Here is a 16,718-nt window from a genome sequence, read left to right as displayed (position 1 = left end):
TGAAACATAGGGGCAAAGCTTTGTAAGAGAAAGGATATTTCACTATGAAAATATTGCAAAATGACTGGGCAGAAGTCATAGGGGATGAATTTCAAAAAGAATACTATCAAGAATTACGAAGCCAGTTAAAAGAAGAATATACTCATCAAGCGATTTATCCAGATATGAATGACATTTTTAATGCTCTGCATTACACCCCTTTTGCAAACACGAAGGTAGTAATTCTTGGCCAAGACCCCTATCATGGACCAGAACAAGCTCATGGTCTAAGTTTTTCTGTGAAACGAGGGATTAATCCTCCCCCTTCTTTGCAAAACATCTTAAAAGAGCTGGCCGCTGATTTGGGGTATCAAATCCCAGATCATGGCCACCTTACCTCTTGGGCAGAACAAGGGGTTCTATTGTTAAACACGGTTTTAACAGTTAGAAGAAAAGAGCCAAATTCTCACAAAGATCTAGGATGGGAGACGTTTACGAATCGTATTATTCAAGAAGTGAATGCCAAACAAGATCCTGTTGTATTTATGCTATGGGGGAAACACGCACAACGAAAAAAAGAATTAATAAGTAACGACCGTCATCTAGTTATTGAATCACCACATCCGAGTCCGTTCTCTGCTCACCGTGGTTTTTTTGGAAGCCACCCGTTTTCAAGAGCAAATGAATTTTTAGAAGAACAAGGTAGAGAAAAAGTAAATTGGCAGCTTCCAGAGTAAACAGTTTAGGAGGGTTTCACGTGAAACATTCAATACCGACCGTCAAACTTTATAATAATGTAGAAATGCCTCAGCTTGGGCTAGGTGTTTACAAAGCTGAAGAAGGAAATGAAGTGGAAGAAGCTGTGCAAGCAGCAATTGAAAGTGGTTATAGAAGTATTGATACAGCTTCTTTTTATGGAAATGAAAAAGGAGTAGGGAAGGCGATTGAAGCTAGCGGCCTTCCACGTAAAGATGTCTTTCTCACTACAAAACTGTGGAATGATGACCATGGGTATGAGCAGACGTTGAAAGCATTTGAAAAAAGTAGACTACAGCTAAGCGTAGATTATATTGACCTTTATTTATTACATTGGCCTGTGCCAAATAAGTTTGAAGAATCTTGGAAAGCGTTGGAGAAACTCTATCAAGAAGGTTTTGTCCGGGCTATCGGCGTAAGTAACTTTCATCAATCTCATTTAGAACAACTGTCTCAAACGATGCAAATTAAACCAATGGTGAATCAAGTGGAATTTCATCCACTCCTTTTTCAAGAAGAATTATTAGAGTATTGCCGAATGCGGGATATTCAATTGCAATCCTGGCGTCCATTGACGAGAGGTCACCTTCTAGAGGAGCCAATTATAAGAAAGCTTGCCGAAAAATATGAAAAGACACCTGCCCAAATTGTATTGAGATGGCATATAGAGCAGGGGGTGGCAACGATTCCTAAATCAGTTACCCCTGCACGCATACATTCGAATGCTGATATATTTGATTTTAGGCTGGAGTCAGAAGATATAATAGCAATCAATCAATTAAATCAAGGTCAAAGATTCGGCCCTCATCCTGATACATTCGATTATAACGGATAATTTTTATAACATTAATAAAGAAAAGGAAGGTCCAAGCGGAGAAGTTGGACCTTCCTTTTTTTCGCTTTATAACCCCATGTAAGAAGAAATAGATCCTTACACACCTCTGTTAAAGACAAGACAGCCATGTAACCGCTCTCAGCAACGGTGGAAAATTCAGAAAATAAACAAAAATCGTGTTAGGTTATCTAACAAATTTGTAGATTGTTGCTTTAATATCCTTAAAATGAAGATAGAACCAGTCAGAAAAAAACTGGAAAAAGGGAAGGGGAGAGATACTTTGGACCCGATGTATTTAATGAACAACGTTTGGATCATGTTTGCTTTTATTTTAGTTATTCTTATGCAGGGTGGCTTTATTTTACTTGAAGCCGGCTCAACACGAATGAAAAACGCTGGACATGTTGCTGGTAAGACGGTATTTACGCTTGGAATTGCTTCAATCGTTTTTTGGGCCGTGGGCTACGGATTTATTTATGGCTCTAGCGCAGGTGGGTTTTTAGGAGTTTCGGACTTTTTCTTTGGTGATTTTACAACGGAAGTTGATGGCTTAGCTGGCTCAGTAGATTTTATTTTCCAATTAGCGTTTGCGGCAATTGCCCTGACTATTGCTTTTGGTGGGTTTGCTGAACGAGCGAAAATTTCTGTTTATCTTATTTTTGCCGTGCTCTTTTCAGCCTTTGTGTATCCGTTTGTCGCTCACTGGATTTGGGGAGCAGGCTGGATTGGTGAACTAGGCAAACAAGACTTTGCCGGTTCTACGGTCGTTCACTTAACAGGTGCCATGGCAGCATTAGCCGCTACCATTCTGTTAAGACCTCGTCTTGGTAAATTTAATAAAGATGGCTCAGCTAATGATTTGGCGGGGCATAATCAAGTTTATACAGCACTAGGTGTATTAATTTTATGGGTCGGCTGGTTCGGATTTAACGCCGGTAGTACATTAGGGGTAGATGATGCTTTCTTCGGTTATGTGGCGTTAAATACCCAGCTTGGAGCAGCTGCAGGGGCCATTGCTGCACTCTTAATTGCTTGGGCTGTACTTGGAAAATCTGATGTACCAACGATGCTAAACGGAGCACTTGCTGGTTTAGTTGCGATTACTGCATCTTGTGCCTTTGTCGCCCCTTGGGCAGCAGTAATTATCGGTTTAATTGGTGGACTGATCGTATTCTTCAGCATGAAGTTCTTTGAAAAAAATAAAATTGACGACCCAATTTTCGCTCTTTCTGTTCACGGTGTAGCTGGTGTATGGGGTACGTTATCCACTGGTTTCTTCGCTACACCTGCATTAGCTGAAATGAATGGCGGCCAGGCAGGCTTGTTCTACGGAGGCGGATTTGAACAGCTAGGGGTCCAAACAATCAGTGTGGTTGCTTGCGGTCTTTTCGCTTTTATTGCTTCTTATGTATTACTGAAAGTAACCGGAGCATTAACTGGAGGATTGCGTGTATCTGAAGAAGAAGAGTTGATGGGTCTTGATATGAGTGAACACGGAAGCTATGGTTATCCTGAAAGCTTAAGCGGCACTTCGGTAACTTCTGAAGACCGCAGAGGAGCTTAAAGTTTGAATTCATCCGAGCATAACTTGTCCATGTTTACGACTTATCAGGACATTCGAAGTGAGCGCAGACAAATGCTTCCTCGCTTGGAACGATCTCCACGAGAGATGGAAGAATATCATGATAAGTGGATACGTGAGACGGTTTATCTATCACTTGAAGAAATGCAAAAGGAGCGAGGGCAGCCCCCAGCTCCTTTTGCTTTCTTTCTATTAGGCAGTGCCGCCCGGGGAGAACAAGGTTTTGTTAGCGACCAGGACCATGGGTTAATTTATAAAAATGCTGAAGGCGCAGACGACTACTTTTTATCTCTCGGGTATAAAATATCGAATTCCTTAGACTTGATCGGTTATGACTGGTGTGAAGGAGGAATTATGGCGGCCAATTCAATGTTCTGTAAGGAAGAAGAAGCTTGGAGAAAGCAATTTAATCAGTGGCTGGCCTGTGAATCATGGGAAGATGTACGTTATATATTTTTACTTGCAGATGCAAGAACTTTAGTGGCAAAAGGTATCCATATGGAAGAGCTGACAAGGTCTTTTTTTTCAACAAGTCAAGTGTCTCGGCAAGTTCTTAAACGAATAGCCAGCCATATGGCAGTCCCCCCTAAAGGAACGAATATATTTGGTCAATTGCTTCCGGTGCCAAAAGGACCTTTTTCAGGTTCTATCAATTTAAAAACCCAGGGCTTGTTTCCATATGTAAATGGAGCGAGGCTTGCTGCTTTGTATTACGGCTGGGAGAATGTAAGCACCTTTGAACGCCTAAGTCGTTTTGAAGAGAAAAATCGAGAGTGGAGCAGGCTGGCGGAGTTTTTTCAGTTGCTGCTTGCTTGGCGTACAAGTTCAGAAGTCAATTCTGTAGAGCAAGGACATTTTCTTGCGCTGACTAAGCTCACAACAGAAGAAAAACATCAACTGAAGCAGGCTTTGAAAATTGGCCGGGCCTTCTTTCTTCATATGAAACGCTCGTTAGAAAGAGGAGGTAGGCATTAGTGTTACAACGCCTTTATTCGTGGGTTCAGCAAACGACGGCCAGCTCAAAATCCTCAGAGCAATTACAACAGATCTCCTGGTATAGGCAGCTGCAAAAAGACGTAGCTCGTGAACAATCGCTTGATACACCCTTGCATCAATTAAGAGTGACAGTAGTGGACCTGGAAACGACAGGTTTTTATCCGAATCAAGGCGATCAAATTTTATCAATAGGAGCGGTGAAAACCATTGGCGCAGAACTGTTCGAAGATTCAAGTTATTACACTTGTATCCGGGTTCCGGAAGCATTAACTGAAGAAATTAAAATGCTAACCGGTTTAACGGCAGAGGAACTTGAAGACGGATCATCACTAAAGGAAGCCCTTACTCGTTTTTTTCAGTTTTCCAACACTGACATATTAGTGGCTCATCATGCAGCTCATGAAAAAGCATTTTTAGGTCATATGGCTCGATTTGAATTAGGAGCGCCATTTCTGCACAGGTTGCTCGATACATCCATTGTTACTCGTATATTAGCCCCAGATTCTAATTGTTTATCTTTGGATGAGTGGTGTGAGTTTTTTGATATAGACATTTCTGGCCGCCACCATGCTTTACATGATGCGGTGATGGCTGCAAAAATCTGGGTAAGTGCTATTGAGGCTTTACAATTTAACGGATATAAAACGTTAGCAGATGTTTATCACGTCGCAAGCACTATTCCTAAAAATAAATACGGAAATCGATAATGACAAAAGGAGGAATTTTTATAAAATAAGTGAGGCTTGTTTAAGGATAAGAAAAAGTGGGAAACTTTCACGTTAGATGGAGGTGATCACTAATGATTATTATTGGAGAACTACAGATCCCAGCTCGTAAATTTCAATCATTAGAAGAAGCTCAAGAAGAGCGAAAAGTTGATCAAATGGTAGTGAAAGACCAGGAAGATATATATTGGGTTATTGATGAGGAGAATTTTCCTAAGATTGAAAGTTATGGATACGAGGCCGTAACCATATAGGAGATAGGTTTATAAAATGAAGGCGAAATATGCAGAAAATGAGAAAGTGAGTTAAAAACACCCCCACATTCTAGGTGAAGAATATGGGGGTGTTTTCATGCAGAGGAGCAGAAAGAGATTATTCCGTTTTTTCATGTTCAGAAGAGAGAGTTTGTTCCATCAGCCTACGAAAAACTTCTTCACGCTCATCCTCATCTAAGGGGGCAAGCCCAAATAACTGAGATAACCAAAGGCCATCGGCAGCGAGTAAAGCAATCGTAGCATCCGTTTTGTTTAAGCCATCTGTTTCAATACGCTCTCGCCATTTTTGATAGGCCTCTTGAATAGGTGCCATTAATTCAGGATTTATTCCTACGGCTGCAAGCATTCCGGCATTCATATCTTTTTCCTCTGTGCTTTGTCTGAATGTTTCAGAAATATAAGCTCTTGTCCATTTTCCTTGTTCATGTTCATCTTCGCTTACATATTTAGCAGTTTCTGTTTGATAGGTTTCTGAAATGTGGTGGACCATCCCTTCTACAAGGGCTTCTTTGCTAGGGAAATGATAAAGAAGTCCGCCTTTACTTATCCCGGCTTTTTCAGCTACAGCCTCCAAGGTAAGATGTAACACACCACGTTCTTGAACCACCTGGGCGGCGGCCCGAAGGATAACTGGTTTTTTCGATGGTTTAGGCATAGAAATCCCTCAATTACTTATGAAATGTTTACTTTTTCTTTATACCAATTGTTCTACCCACTTCTTTTGGAACAGGTTTATCTTGGTCTTGTCTAGCTTTGGCGGTGATAGCTTGTTGTATGTCTTCCGGAAAGGGAGCCGGCCGGTTCGTTTCCTGACTCATTCCCATCAACATTTGTTCACATACCGCAATGCGTTCTTTTTCTTCATTGTATAAAGTATAAAATAAATGCAGTCGTTTTTCATCGGTATCTATCCATTGCACATCAGCCAGCAGTCGCTCATGCTCATGTGCCTCTTTTAAATAGACAATATGGCTTTCTAAGGTGAAAATCGTATAGTGATGCCGGTTTCGTCCTTCTTCATTCAGACCAATGTCTTCTAGCAGCTGTTCTCCAGCTAAGCTGAACGCTGTAGCATAAGCAGCATCGTTCATGTGTTTATTATAATCCACCCACTCCGTGCGTACATAATCTTCATAAAGAAATGATTGCATAGGGCATCTTCACCTCCTTGAGCTTACAGTTTTCCATTCAAGTTAGCACCAGGCCAGAATTCTTCTAATAACTCATTTAAACGTAACAAAAATTCATCCCTCCGGTCTTCTAACTCGCTTATCCGAAACCCTTCCGATTGACTTTCACAGCCTGTAATGACTTGTTCTGCTAATTCATCTGTTAGTTCTGGAGCTTGTAGTTTAGTCCAGGGCAGTTCCAAAGCTGGACCAAACTGTTGGAGCATATGGCGCATGCCTTCATCGCCACCTGCGAGGTGGAAGGTTAAGAAGGGGCCCATTAGCGCGTAGCGCATGCCAGCTCCGTATATAAAAGCAGCATCTACTTCTTCGGTCGTGGCGATGCCGTCATTGACCAGGTGGAGCGACTCCCGCCACAATGCTTCGATTAAACGGTCAGCAATGTGGCCTTCGATTTCTTTACGCACAATAAGAGGTTTCATATCCAAGGACCGGTAAAAGTCAGCAGCTGCTTCGATGGAGACCTCGGATGTTTTCTCTCCACCTACAACTTCTACGAGTGGAAGCAAATATACAGGGTTAAAAGGATGCGCTACGACCACCCGCTCCGGATGCGAACAATCTGCCTGCAAGATGCTCGGTTTTAAGCCTGAAGTGCTGGAAGCTATGATGGCTTCTTGATCAGCTGCCTGGTCTATTTCGGCAAGCACCTGCCGTTTAAGTGGTTCGCGTTCTGGAACATTTTCTTGAATCAGAGAAGCTCCCTGTACGGCTTCTTCAATTGTATCTACAAATGTCAATCGATTGACAGATGCCTCAGGAGCCATCTGTTGTTCTAAATAAGGCCATGCTCGTTTAACATTCTCAAACATTTTTTCTTCTGCACCAGGCGCTGGGTCAAATGCCCGCACATCATAGCCGTTAGCTAAACAGCGAGCTATCCAACCGTTCCCAATTACGCCAGTGCCAATTACAGCTATATGGTGGGAAGAGGAGTTCCTCATTAAAAATCAACCTTTCGCATGAGGGTCGTATAAATCAAGTTCCGTCCTTGCTTCAGCTGGAGTCATCGGTTCAATACCGAGCTGCTGAAGAATGTTAACCACTTTATCAACTAAAGCTTCATTGGAGGCTTTGACCCCTTTTTCAAGATATAAATTGTCTTCTAAACCAACACGTACATGGCCTCCGAGTAATGCTGATTGTACGGCCATGGGGATTTGCAAGCGTCCGATGCCAAAGGCTGCCCATTCTGCCTGCTCTGGTATTTTGCTTTTCATGAGTTGCATGGTTTCTGTATCGGCGTCTGCGCCCCAAGGGATGCCAAGGCAAAATTGAAATAGAGGAGTGCCGTTAATATACCCTTCGTTAATCAAATGATTGGCTAAGCGGATCTGGCCAGTATCAAAACATTCAAGTTCTGGTTTTACTCCGCTTTTCTGTACGAGCTGTGCTTGTTCGATCAGCCAATCAGCTGGATTTAAATATACACTTTCGCCAAAGTTCAAACTACCGCAGTCTAGCGTGCATATTTCAGGCTTATATAAACCCACGGGTTCGTGGCGCTCAGCCGGAGTTTGAATATCTGTTCCGGGGCCGCCTCGGGTTGGGTCTTCAGGAGAAGGCACCCAATCACCACCCCCGCCAGCAGTCATATTTAAAACTACATCTTGGTCTTTTTCGCGTACCCGTTCCACGACTTCGCCAAAAAGAGCTGGATCATGACTAACTTCTCCTGTTTCAGGATCGCGTACGTGGATATGGGCAACGGTTGCCCCTGCCCGTGCTGCCGCAATGGCATCATCGGCAATTTCTTGGGGAGTGACAGGGACATTGGCGTTCTTTTTTGTTGTCTCTCCTGCGCCTGTAAGCGCGCTTGTTATGATTACTTTATTTCTCAAATTTTTTCCTCCTTCGAACATTTACTAATAACTGAAATTATTTTTACTGTACCATCCAGACGGTATAATATCAAACTCATTATACATTGTTTCACATGAAACGTACTCTATTCTGAAAAAAATACCGGAAATAATCTTTGCTTACTTTGAGTCTTTAATGTTTCCTTAACCACACAAGCTTATAAATAGGAGAGTAGTTTTCAATAGGTTACCTCCATTATTTTCTATAAATAAGAAGGTCAAAAAAACCAATCCTAACAATAGTTGTTGAAAAAGACTGAAAGGTGTCAAATTGTGCGAAGTTTGCTTATATAAAGAGAAAAAACCATTTGATTTTCTGTAAACAGAGGTAAGGAGTATTTAGAGGCAAACAACCAGTTAAGAACCAATTTGTTCATAAACCGTCTGGATGGTATAGTTTTTATGTCCACTGCAGGAATAAGTCATTTATCCTCAGGGCATGTATGTATCCTTTATTTTGAAGGCCATGATAAAGGGTGCTAAGAAAGGAGATAACAATGAATCGTTCAATTATGGATTGGCCAACTTTTTATGGAGCTTTGGTCTTGTTGATTGCCGTTGCTTTACCGCTCGTTTTGTTTCCAGATTGGGGTCAAGCGGTGGTAACGGGAGCCAATGAAATGGTTAGTGGAAACTTTGGTGTTCTTTATTTATTAGTAGGCATGGTGTTATTCATCTTTTTACTTTACATTGCCTTTAGTAGGTACGGGCGTATCGTACTAGGTAGTAGGGAGTCAAAAGCTGAATTTAATACGATTACTTGGGCCGCGATGTTATTCGCTGCTGGTATTGGCTCAAGTATTATGTATTGGGGAACGATAGAGTGGGCCTTTTACTATCAGGACCCACCGTTTGGAGCTGAGCCCGGTTCTACAGAAGCGATAGAGTGGGCAACCACTTATGGTCTCTTTCATTGGGGGCCAATTGCTTGGGCCATTTACTGCTTGCCAGCTATTCCAATTGCTTATTTCTTTTATGTTCGCAAACGACCTGTTTTGAAGGTGAGCGAGGCTTGCCGGCCAATCTTAAAACATCATACCGACGGCTGGTTAGGAACGGTCGTAGACGTATTATTTATGTTTGGGCTGCTCGGTGGGGCAGGAACGACAATGGCCCTGGCAACACCATTAATCGGTGCAGGATTCACTCACTTTACTGGGATTGAAGCTGGAATGGGTGTTTATGCAGTTATTCTAGTGATAGCGACTGCCATTTTTGGAGTTAGTGCATATACGGGACTGCGTCGTGGCATTCGTGTCTTAAGTAATGTGAACTTTTGGCTCTCAGTTGTACTGCTTGGATTTATCTTTATTGTTGGTCCAACCGTATTCTTAAGTAATACGATGATGAACAGCATTGGTATGTTGGCTGATAATTTCTTCCGAATGGGTATGTGGTCAGAGCCATTTCGGAATATGGGGCCATTTGAGCAGACAGGCTTTCCACAAGATTGGACAATCTTTTATTGGGCTTGGTGGCTTGTTTACGCTCCGTTTGTCGGTTTGTTCGTAGCTCGTATCTCAAGAGGCCGTTCCATCCGAGAAATGGTTTTGGGGACGCTAATCTATGGAACCACTGGTTGTTTACTGTATTTTGGCATACTCGGGAATTTTGGTTTATACCTCGAGCTTAGCGGGCAATATTCAGTGGTTGATACGATGAATAATGTAAGTCCAGAAGCTGCCATTATTGGTACGGTTGCCCAAGTACCACTGAGTGGGTTGTTTGTTCTCATTTTTGTGCTGCTTGCAGTTATCTTTTTGGCTACTACCTTTGATTCAGGTTCTTACATTTTGGCTTCGGTTTGCCAAAAGTATATTGACGATGAACCTGAACGTTGGAACCGGTTATTCTGGGCAGTGGTACTCGCTACACCATCGGCAGTGCTTATGTTCCTTGGCGGGCTTGAAACTTTGCAAACCGCCAGTATTGTCGGCGGTTTTCCGCTCATATTTATTATGGCGATGCTTGCTTATTCATTTACAAAAGCTGTCAAAGAAGATATGCCGAATTCCTTTGGCCAAAAATATTATATTTACCGAGAAGACTTGGATTAAAAAAGAAAGCCGTCAGGTTGGTGCTACCTGGCGGCTTTTTTTATACCGTAAGAATGTATAAATAGATGAAGGAAACGGTATACATCTAACGGAAGTTCAGCCTACGCCGTAGGCTTTGCTTGGCCAAGTCTCCTTCATGCATTCGCTCTAGTCGGACGCCTTCACCACAGGCCCAAGCGCGACATTGGCTTTACCTTTGCTTTGTTCGAGGTTGCCGTGTTTTCTTTGCTACCGCTAATACTTGCTACGCTAGGTTTTGAATTAAACTTCCACGCTAGCTGAAACAGTTCTCTTAAAATTTTGCAATTTTCCTTTTCGCTTCCATGTATTCATGGTACATTTAAATAGTTAGGGAAGCGAAATAAAAAAGAGGAGGCTCACTATGGCCACGTCTGTTTCGATGCGTTGGGACTTGGATTCTATTTTTTCAGGTGGGAGCAGCTCAAAGGAACTACAAACATTTGTAGAACAGCTAGAAAATGAAATAAAAGCATTAAATGTGAACATAGAAGAAGAGAGGTTCCCTGCTGATGGTAAAGAACTTGATGCCTGGGTCAAGAATTACCTGCAGCTTCAGCACATTACCGCTCAGTTAGCGGAAGCAAGAGCATTTGTGAATGCCCTGTTAAGTGATGACATAACGGATACAGATGCTAAAACGTGGCAAGCACGTTTAAAAGCCGTAAGTACTGAGATAGGAGCCATTGCGAGTGAACTTGACGCAGTATTTGAAAAGTTACCTGATGACCTGTGGCAAGCGTTGCTTAAAGATGAGCGCTTACAGGGTCTTACGTTTCCGTTAGAAGAACGGCGTCAACGAGCAATTGAACGGATGGAACCTGATAAAGAACAGTTAGCAGAGAGTTTGGCTCAAGATGGTTATCATGGCTGGAGTGATATGTACAATGCCTTAGTAAGCCAAATACAGATTCCAGTAACCGAAGGCGGGCAGACAGAGTATTTATCAGTGGGCCAAGCTCAAAATAAAGCAGGAAGTCATGATCGCTCTGTAAGAATTGCTGCCTCCGAAGCGATGGATAAAGCTTGGAAGAAGCATGAAGACCTCTTTGCTGAGACACTTAATCATCTTTCCGGATTTCGTCTAAATTGGTATAAAAAAAGAGGCTGGAATGATGTATTAAAAGAACCACTCATGATCAACCGAATGCAAAAAGAGACCTTAGAAGCTATGTGGGAGGCAGTAGAAGATGCAAAATCTACACTTCTTCCTTTTATGGACAAAAAAGCTGAAATGATGGGGCTGGAAGCATTAGAATGGCACGATGTTTCTGCTCCGCTTGCCAAGCATGATACTACGGTTCCATTTGAAAAAGCGGCAGACCAAATCGTCAGCCAATTCCGAGAAGTAAGTCCAAAACTTGCTGATTTTGCTGCCAAGGCTTTTGAGAATCGGTGGATTGAAGCAGAGAATCGAAACGGTAAACGTCCTGGAGGGTTTTGTACTACCTTTCCAATAAGTGATGAAACGCGGATTTTTATGACGTATAGCGGGACACCGAGCAATGTGCAAACACTTGCTCATGAACTGGGTCATGCCTACCATCAGCACGCGATGAAAGGACTCCCTTATGCGGCTACACGCTACGCAATGAATGTGGCTGAAACGGCTTCTACCTTTGCAGAACAGATCGTAGCCGATGCAGCAGTAGCAGAAGCGGAAACAGCCGAGGAAAAAATAGCGTTGTTGGATACAAAAATTAGCCGAGGTCTGGCCTTTTTCATGAATCTGCATGCCCGCTTTATTTTTGAAAAACGATTTTATGAAAAACGAAAGGAAGGCTGGGCTAATGCATCCACCTTAAATGAGTGGATGGTAGAAGCGCAAAAAGAAGCCTATTGCAATAAGCTAGCTTCTTACAACCCACGCTTTTGGGCATCGAAGCTGCACTTTCATATGACACCTGTTCCTTTTTATAATTTTCCATACACGTTCGGTTATTTGTTTAGTATGGCCGTTTATGAACGGGCAAAGCAAGAAGGTACAGCTTTTGAAGAACGTTATATTGCCCTTCTGCGTGATACAGCTTCTATGACGGTAGAAGACCTGGCCGAAAAACATCTCGGTGAAGATATTACCCAAAAAGCATTTTGGCAGCGCGCAACCGAGCCGTTATTACAAGACGTGGAAAAGTTTATGGAGTTAAGCAAATAAATTAATGCCAAAAAAGTGGCTCTCGGAAGGAGAATCCGAGAGCCACTTTTTTATTATATATGGCGAGCCGAGTATAGATGAATTAGGGTTGCTGGACTGAAGCTTTATTCTTCTTTTCCATTCGGCGCTTGTGCAAGATCGGTTCTGTATATCCGTTTGGCTGTGCTGTACCTTCAAATACTAAATCACAGGCTGCTTGAAAGGCAATAGACTCCTCATAATTGGAGGACATCGGTTCGTAGCCAACTGCTCCTTCATTTTGTTGGTCAACAACTTTGGCCATTCGTTTCATGGTCGCTAGTACTTGTTCTTCTGTACAAATGTCGTGCTTTAACCAATTGGCTATATGCTGGCTGGAAATACGTAGTGTCGCCCGGTCCTCCATAAGGCCGGTGTCATTAATATCAGGTACTTTGGAACAGCCAATGCCCATATCAACCCACCTTACGACGTAACCAAGGATTCCTTGTGCATTATTATCCAGTTCAAGTTGGATTTCTTCTTCGCTCCAGTCTGGCTGCTGAGCTGCTGGAATATGAAGCATGTTATTCTCTAAGTCTTCTGACTGCTTCATTAAGTTATTCTGTACTTCCACGACATCAATCTGATGATAATGAAGGGCATGAAGGGTTGCAGCTGTGGGGGAAGGCACCCAGGCTGTATTCGCTCCAGCATACAATTGACCCATTTTTTGTTCAAGCATCGCTTTCATCCGATCGGGCATGGGCCACATTCCTTTGCCAATTTGTGCGTGGCCTTGTAAGCCGCTTGCCAACCCTTTGGTTACATTTGCTTTTTCATATGCATCCAACCAAGTAGATGTCTTCATTTCTCCTTTTCGGATCATTGGCCCTATCTTCATTGATGTATGGATTTCATCTCCTGTACGATCCAAAAAGCCGGTATTTATGAAAATGATTCGCTCTTTAACTTCTTGAATGCAAGCTTTTAAGTTTAAGGAAGTGCGGCGTTCTTCATCCATCACGCCAATTTTTAACGTATTGCGTTCAAGCTGTAATAAGTCTTCTACCCGACTGAAGAGCTGGTTGGAGAAAGCAACTTCCTCTGAACCGTGCATTTTCGGTTTTACAATATAAACAGAACCTTCCTGCGAATTTGTGTAGCGTCCATTTCTTAAGAGATCATGGCTTGCAATTAAGCTCGTAACAGCCGCGTCCACTATCCCTTCTGGAACTTCTTCACTGTTGGCATCTAACACAGCCGGTGTCGTCATTAAGTGACCAACATTTCGAATCAGCATATGTGACCGCCCCGGCAGTGAGAACGATGTTCCTGCAGGTGAGGTGTACGTACGGTCTGGATTTAACTCGCGTGTAACGCTTTTTTCTCCTTTTTGAAAGCTGGTGGTTAGGTTACCTTTCATTAGACCGAGCCAGTTTCGGTAAACCTCTACTTTATCTTCGGCATCCACTGCAGCCACAGAATCTTCGCAATCCATAATGGTTGTAATTGCTGATTCAATGAGGACATCTTTCACCCGTGCGCTATCTGTTTTTCCAATGGGGTGCTCTTCATCGATTTGAAGTTCAATGTGTAGTTGATGATTTTGAAAAAGAATGGAAGCGGGCTCGCTTTCTTCTCCGCTATAGCCGATAAAAGCAGCAGGATCTTTAAGCTCAGTAACTTTTTTATCTTCAAGAGTGATTTGAAGAGCTTGCTCTTTTATGGCATAACGAACGGCCTCCTGATGAGAACCATCGGCGAGAGGAAGAATCTCATCTAAAAATTGTTTAGCATAAGAAATGACTTTCTTGCCCCGTTCCGGGTTATAAGCGGAAGTAACTGCTGCACCTCCGTCTTCACTAATGACATCGGTACCGTAAAGAGCGTCATAAAGACTTCCCCACCTCGCATTGGCAGCGTTCAATACATAACGGGCATTGCTTAACGGAACTACTAACTGCGGGCCAGGCTGTTGAGCTATTTCTTTATCAACATTTTCAGTCGTGACCTCAAAGTCTGGCACCTCTGGTTCGATGTAGTTGATCTGTTGCAAAAAATGGTTGTAGTCATCGGTTGAAAAAGCATCTTTATTTGTCGTATGCCACTGATCTATTTGTTGCTGCAAAGTTTTGCGGGTGTGTAATAACGCTTCATTTTTTGGTTTTAATTCTGCAACAATGTCTGCAAACCCCTGCCAAAATGCGTTCGCCTCTACAGTTGTGCCTGGAATAACTTCGTTGTTAACAAAACTATACAGCTCATTATCAATTTTTAGTCCGCTTGCTTCTACATACTTTTTCATAAAGGCCCTCCTCGTCGTTGCTTATTATGAAACGCAGTTTCTTGTTTGTTTTATTTTACTATGGTTGATCCATTTTTTCAATTGTTCTGACAAGTTTATTTTAGATATAGCTTCGGAAAACATTTTTTCCGGTTCGTACGTGCGTAATTACAGCCACCCCGGTTTTTATGATTAAGAACAAGGCCTTAAGGATAAATCAGACTGTAGCCAGAACCAAAAAGGATGTTAGAAATAGGTTCTGCAATATGATAGGTGAAAGAAAATCTAGGAAAATTGTCCGGTCAATTATAATAAGAAAAGAAATTCCATGAAAAAAGGAGGCGTATACTATGGAGAAAAAGATTATTGGTGGTGTATTTCAAAATGAAGAAGATGCAGCCAATGCTATCTAGTCCTTACAGAAGAATGGATATGCCACAGAGGACATTTCAATTTTTGAAAAAAACGATGAGGACAGCGAAGCCTTAGAAGAGAAAACAAATGTTAATGTGTCTGAATAAGTAGATGATAAAGCTGACAACGAGCGTGGGAAAGCAGTAGGAAAAGGGATCGGCATTGGTGCAGGCAGCGGTGCATTGCTCGGAGGTGCAGTAGGCTTAGGTATACTAGATATTCCTGGTATTGGACCTATCGCAGCTGCAGGCCCACTTGCCGCTGCAATTGAAGGCGGAGCTATTGGTGCAGGCGGCGGTGGCCTTGGCGGTGCCCTGACTGGCGCAGGCGTACCAAAAGATGAAGCAAAAGAATATGAAAAATATTTACAAGAGGGAAATATCGTTATTTTAGTAGAAGCAGATGAAAACCAGAAAGAAAGCGTTTACAATACGTTTTCCTCGTACAACACTGAAAATACGAGTATGTATCCTACGTATGCAATGAGAGACAGAGGTAATTGATAAAAATGAGGTCTAAAGAGCTAGAAACAGTCTAACAGATTAGCTGATCCACGCCTATATTAAAGGAAAGATGAAGCAGTAGCTAAGCTATCTTGCAGGAAAAGGCAAGGTAGCTTCTTTAGTTGTTGGCTGCTTTTAGAGTACTCGTAAGTCCCTCATCGACAAAATCGAAATATGCGGGGCTGCCACCAGGAAACAGGATGATGATCTTACAGTGAGCCGCGGCAGTGTCTCCTTACTCGTTTTAGTATCAAAATAGGGAAATACGTTTGAAAAAGAAGAGGAAATGGAATAGTTTTAAAAGAATTGCAAAAGGAGAGGATAAAGAATCTTTACTCATTGCTTGATTTTATGCCGAGTGTAATGGCAATCAACTCCTTTCTCAGTAGAATTTTGTTAGTCCGTGCCATGGTGTAAAAAGACATCTGTGCAGAGAAGCCTATGGAAGACTGACCCTTTGAAGAGAAGGCATCTAGCGGAAGACAAAGAATGAGTGAAAGGAGAGGTAACATGAATCACTTTTTGGCCGCCATCATAAAGTTTGTAGCGATTACAGCTGTGATATGGATTGTGATGGATCCTATTTTTAACGTACTCGGCTTTGAGAGTGCGGTCTTGGTCGGTGCGGTTTTAACAGCGCTAGCTTATATAGGTGATGTGTATGTAATGCCGCGCCTACAAAATATGACAGCATCGCTGGGGGATGTAGTAGCCTCTTTCCTAGTGATCTGGGTTCTCGGTGCATGGCTTGGAACAAACAGTATGGAGCTTGTTCTCGGTTCAGTAGTATCAGCTATTGTGCTCGGGCTAATCGAATATCCGTACCACATTTATTTAATGAGAAATGTACTACGAGATGACCGCAGAAGAAATCGCAGAAAATTAAGCCCAGCATAAATGAAACTGAAACGAATACGTCCATTGTCTGGACAGAAGATAAATGAAGAAGTGACCTAAAGAGGGGACTTCTAAAGTAGGGGCAGTCACTATTACATGGTATACGTGTAGTAGTGGTTGCCCTTTTTTAGTGCCTAATCTGTTCTGAAGGGAAGCTGGACGAGGCCGGAGGTTGGGGTCATTGCTATAATTGGGCCTCCATTAGATAAAATAATGCCCAAGGTTGAGC

General features: G+C 42.5%; 15 protein-coding genes. 10 read left to right on the top strand and 5 right to left on the bottom strand.

The features are described from left to right. Positions 1 to 44 precede the first annotated feature (44 nt). The 6 genes from D469_RS0110000 to D469_RS0109975 all read left to right on the top strand — a co-directional run bounded on the left by D469_RS0110000 (position 45) and on the right by D469_RS0109975 (position 5,127). Complete coding sequence (locus tag D469_RS0110000; RefSeq protein WP_018923256.1) at positions 45 to 716, top strand: uracil-DNA glycosylase; 672 nt, start codon at positions 45 to 47, stop codon at positions 714 to 716. A 65-nt stretch (positions 717 to 781) separates the two neighbouring features. After that, on the top strand, positions 782 to 1,570 hold the full coding sequence (locus tag D469_RS0109995; RefSeq protein ID WP_051081184.1) for an aldo/keto reductase: 789 nt from the start codon (positions 782 to 784) through the stop codon (positions 1,568 to 1,570). Positions 1,571 to 1,850: 280 nt separating this feature from the next. After that, the gene (locus D469_RS0109990; RefSeq protein ID WP_018923254.1) at positions 1,851 to 3,134 is read left to right on the top strand and encodes an ammonium transporter; all 1,284 of its coding nucleotides are present in this window, start codon (positions 1,851 to 1,853) and stop codon (positions 3,132 to 3,134) included. 3 nt (positions 3,135 to 3,137) lie between these two features. Next, positions 3,138 to 4,127: a DUF294 nucleotidyltransferase-like domain-containing protein gene (locus D469_RS0109985; protein WP_018923253.1), complete on the top strand. Its 990-nt coding sequence runs from the start codon at positions 3,138 to 3,140 to the stop codon at positions 4,125 to 4,127. Further along, complete coding sequence (locus D469_RS20140; protein WP_018923252.1) at positions 4,127 to 4,855, top strand: exonuclease domain-containing protein; 729 nt, start codon at positions 4,127 to 4,129, stop codon at positions 4,853 to 4,855. Before D469_RS0109985 ends, D469_RS20140 begins: the two co-directional genes overlap by 1 nt. Positions 4,856 to 4,947: 92 nt before the next feature. After that, positions 4,948 to 5,127: a hypothetical protein gene (locus tag D469_RS0109975; protein ID WP_018923251.1), complete on the top strand. Its 180-nt coding sequence runs from the start codon at positions 4,948 to 4,950 to the stop codon at positions 5,125 to 5,127. A gap of 118 nt (positions 5,128 to 5,245) precedes the next feature. Here D469_RS0109975 and D469_RS0109970 read toward each other — a convergent pair whose 3' ends face one another. Genes D469_RS0109970 through D469_RS0109955 form a run of 4 tightly spaced genes read right to left on the bottom strand, consistent with a single transcriptional unit; the run spans position 5,246 to position 8,179 of the window. Beyond that, positions 5,246 to 5,803, bottom strand: a complete 558-nt coding sequence (locus D469_RS0109970; RefSeq protein WP_018923250.1) for a TetR/AcrR family transcriptional regulator — start codon at positions 5,801 to 5,803, stop codon at positions 5,246 to 5,248. A 28-nt stretch (positions 5,804 to 5,831) separates the two neighbouring features. After that, positions 5,832 to 6,299, bottom strand: coding sequence for a thioesterase family protein (locus D469_RS0109965; RefSeq protein ID WP_018923249.1), 468 nt, complete (start codon positions 6,297 to 6,299; stop codon positions 5,832 to 5,834). Positions 6,300 to 6,322: 23 nt separating this feature from the next. Beyond that, positions 6,323 to 7,282, bottom strand: a complete 960-nt coding sequence (locus D469_RS0109960; RefSeq protein WP_018923248.1) for a 3-hydroxyacyl-CoA dehydrogenase NAD-binding domain-containing protein — start codon at positions 7,280 to 7,282, stop codon at positions 6,323 to 6,325. A 6-nt stretch (positions 7,283 to 7,288) separates the two neighbouring features. Beyond that, entirely contained in the window at positions 7,289 to 8,179 is an 891-nt protein-coding gene (locus D469_RS0109955) for a beta-keto acid cleavage family enzyme (protein WP_018923247.1), read from the bottom strand. A gap of 518 nt (positions 8,180 to 8,697) precedes the next feature. On the opposite strand from D469_RS0109955, the gene D469_RS20135 reads away from it, so the two are divergent. Beyond that, positions 8,698 to 10,257 (top strand): BCCT family transporter, encoded by a 1,560-nt coding sequence (locus D469_RS20135; protein WP_018923246.1) that lies wholly within the window; start codon positions 8,698 to 8,700, stop codon positions 10,255 to 10,257. A gap of 382 nt (positions 10,258 to 10,639) precedes the next feature. Next, positions 10,640 to 12,430: a M3 family oligoendopeptidase gene (locus tag D469_RS0109945; RefSeq protein ID WP_018923245.1), complete on the top strand. Its 1,791-nt coding sequence runs from the start codon at positions 10,640 to 10,642 to the stop codon at positions 12,428 to 12,430. 82 nt (positions 12,431 to 12,512) lie between these two features. On the opposite strand, the gene D469_RS0109940 is transcribed toward D469_RS0109945, so the two are convergent. Next, positions 12,513 to 14,696 (bottom strand): malate synthase G, encoded by a 2,184-nt coding sequence (locus D469_RS0109940; protein WP_018923244.1) that lies wholly within the window; start codon positions 14,694 to 14,696, stop codon positions 12,513 to 12,515. A gap of 575 nt (positions 14,697 to 15,271) precedes the next feature. On the opposite strand from D469_RS0109940, the gene D469_RS21160 reads away from it, so the two are divergent. Together D469_RS21160 and D469_RS0109930 are read left to right on the top strand one after the other, a co-directional pair. Beyond that, positions 15,272 to 15,592, top strand: coding sequence for a DUF1269 domain-containing protein (locus tag D469_RS21160; RefSeq protein ID WP_018923243.1), 321 nt, complete (start codon positions 15,272 to 15,274; stop codon positions 15,590 to 15,592). Between the two features lie 510 nt (positions 15,593 to 16,102). Beyond that, positions 16,103 to 16,489, top strand: a complete 387-nt coding sequence (locus D469_RS0109930) for a DUF2512 family protein (RefSeq protein ID WP_018923242.1) — start codon at positions 16,103 to 16,105, stop codon at positions 16,487 to 16,489. The last annotated feature ends 229 nt before the right edge of the window (positions 16,490 to 16,718 follow it).

Origin of the sequence: Salsuginibacillus kocurii DSM 18087 (genome assembly GCF_000377705.1) — a bacterium.
Classification (GTDB): domain Bacteria; phylum Bacillota; class Bacilli; order Bacillales; family Marinococcaceae; genus Salsuginibacillus; species Salsuginibacillus kocurii.
Note: the sequence above shows the minus strand (reverse complement) of the source record. Positions and strands in the feature narration are given on the sequence as shown.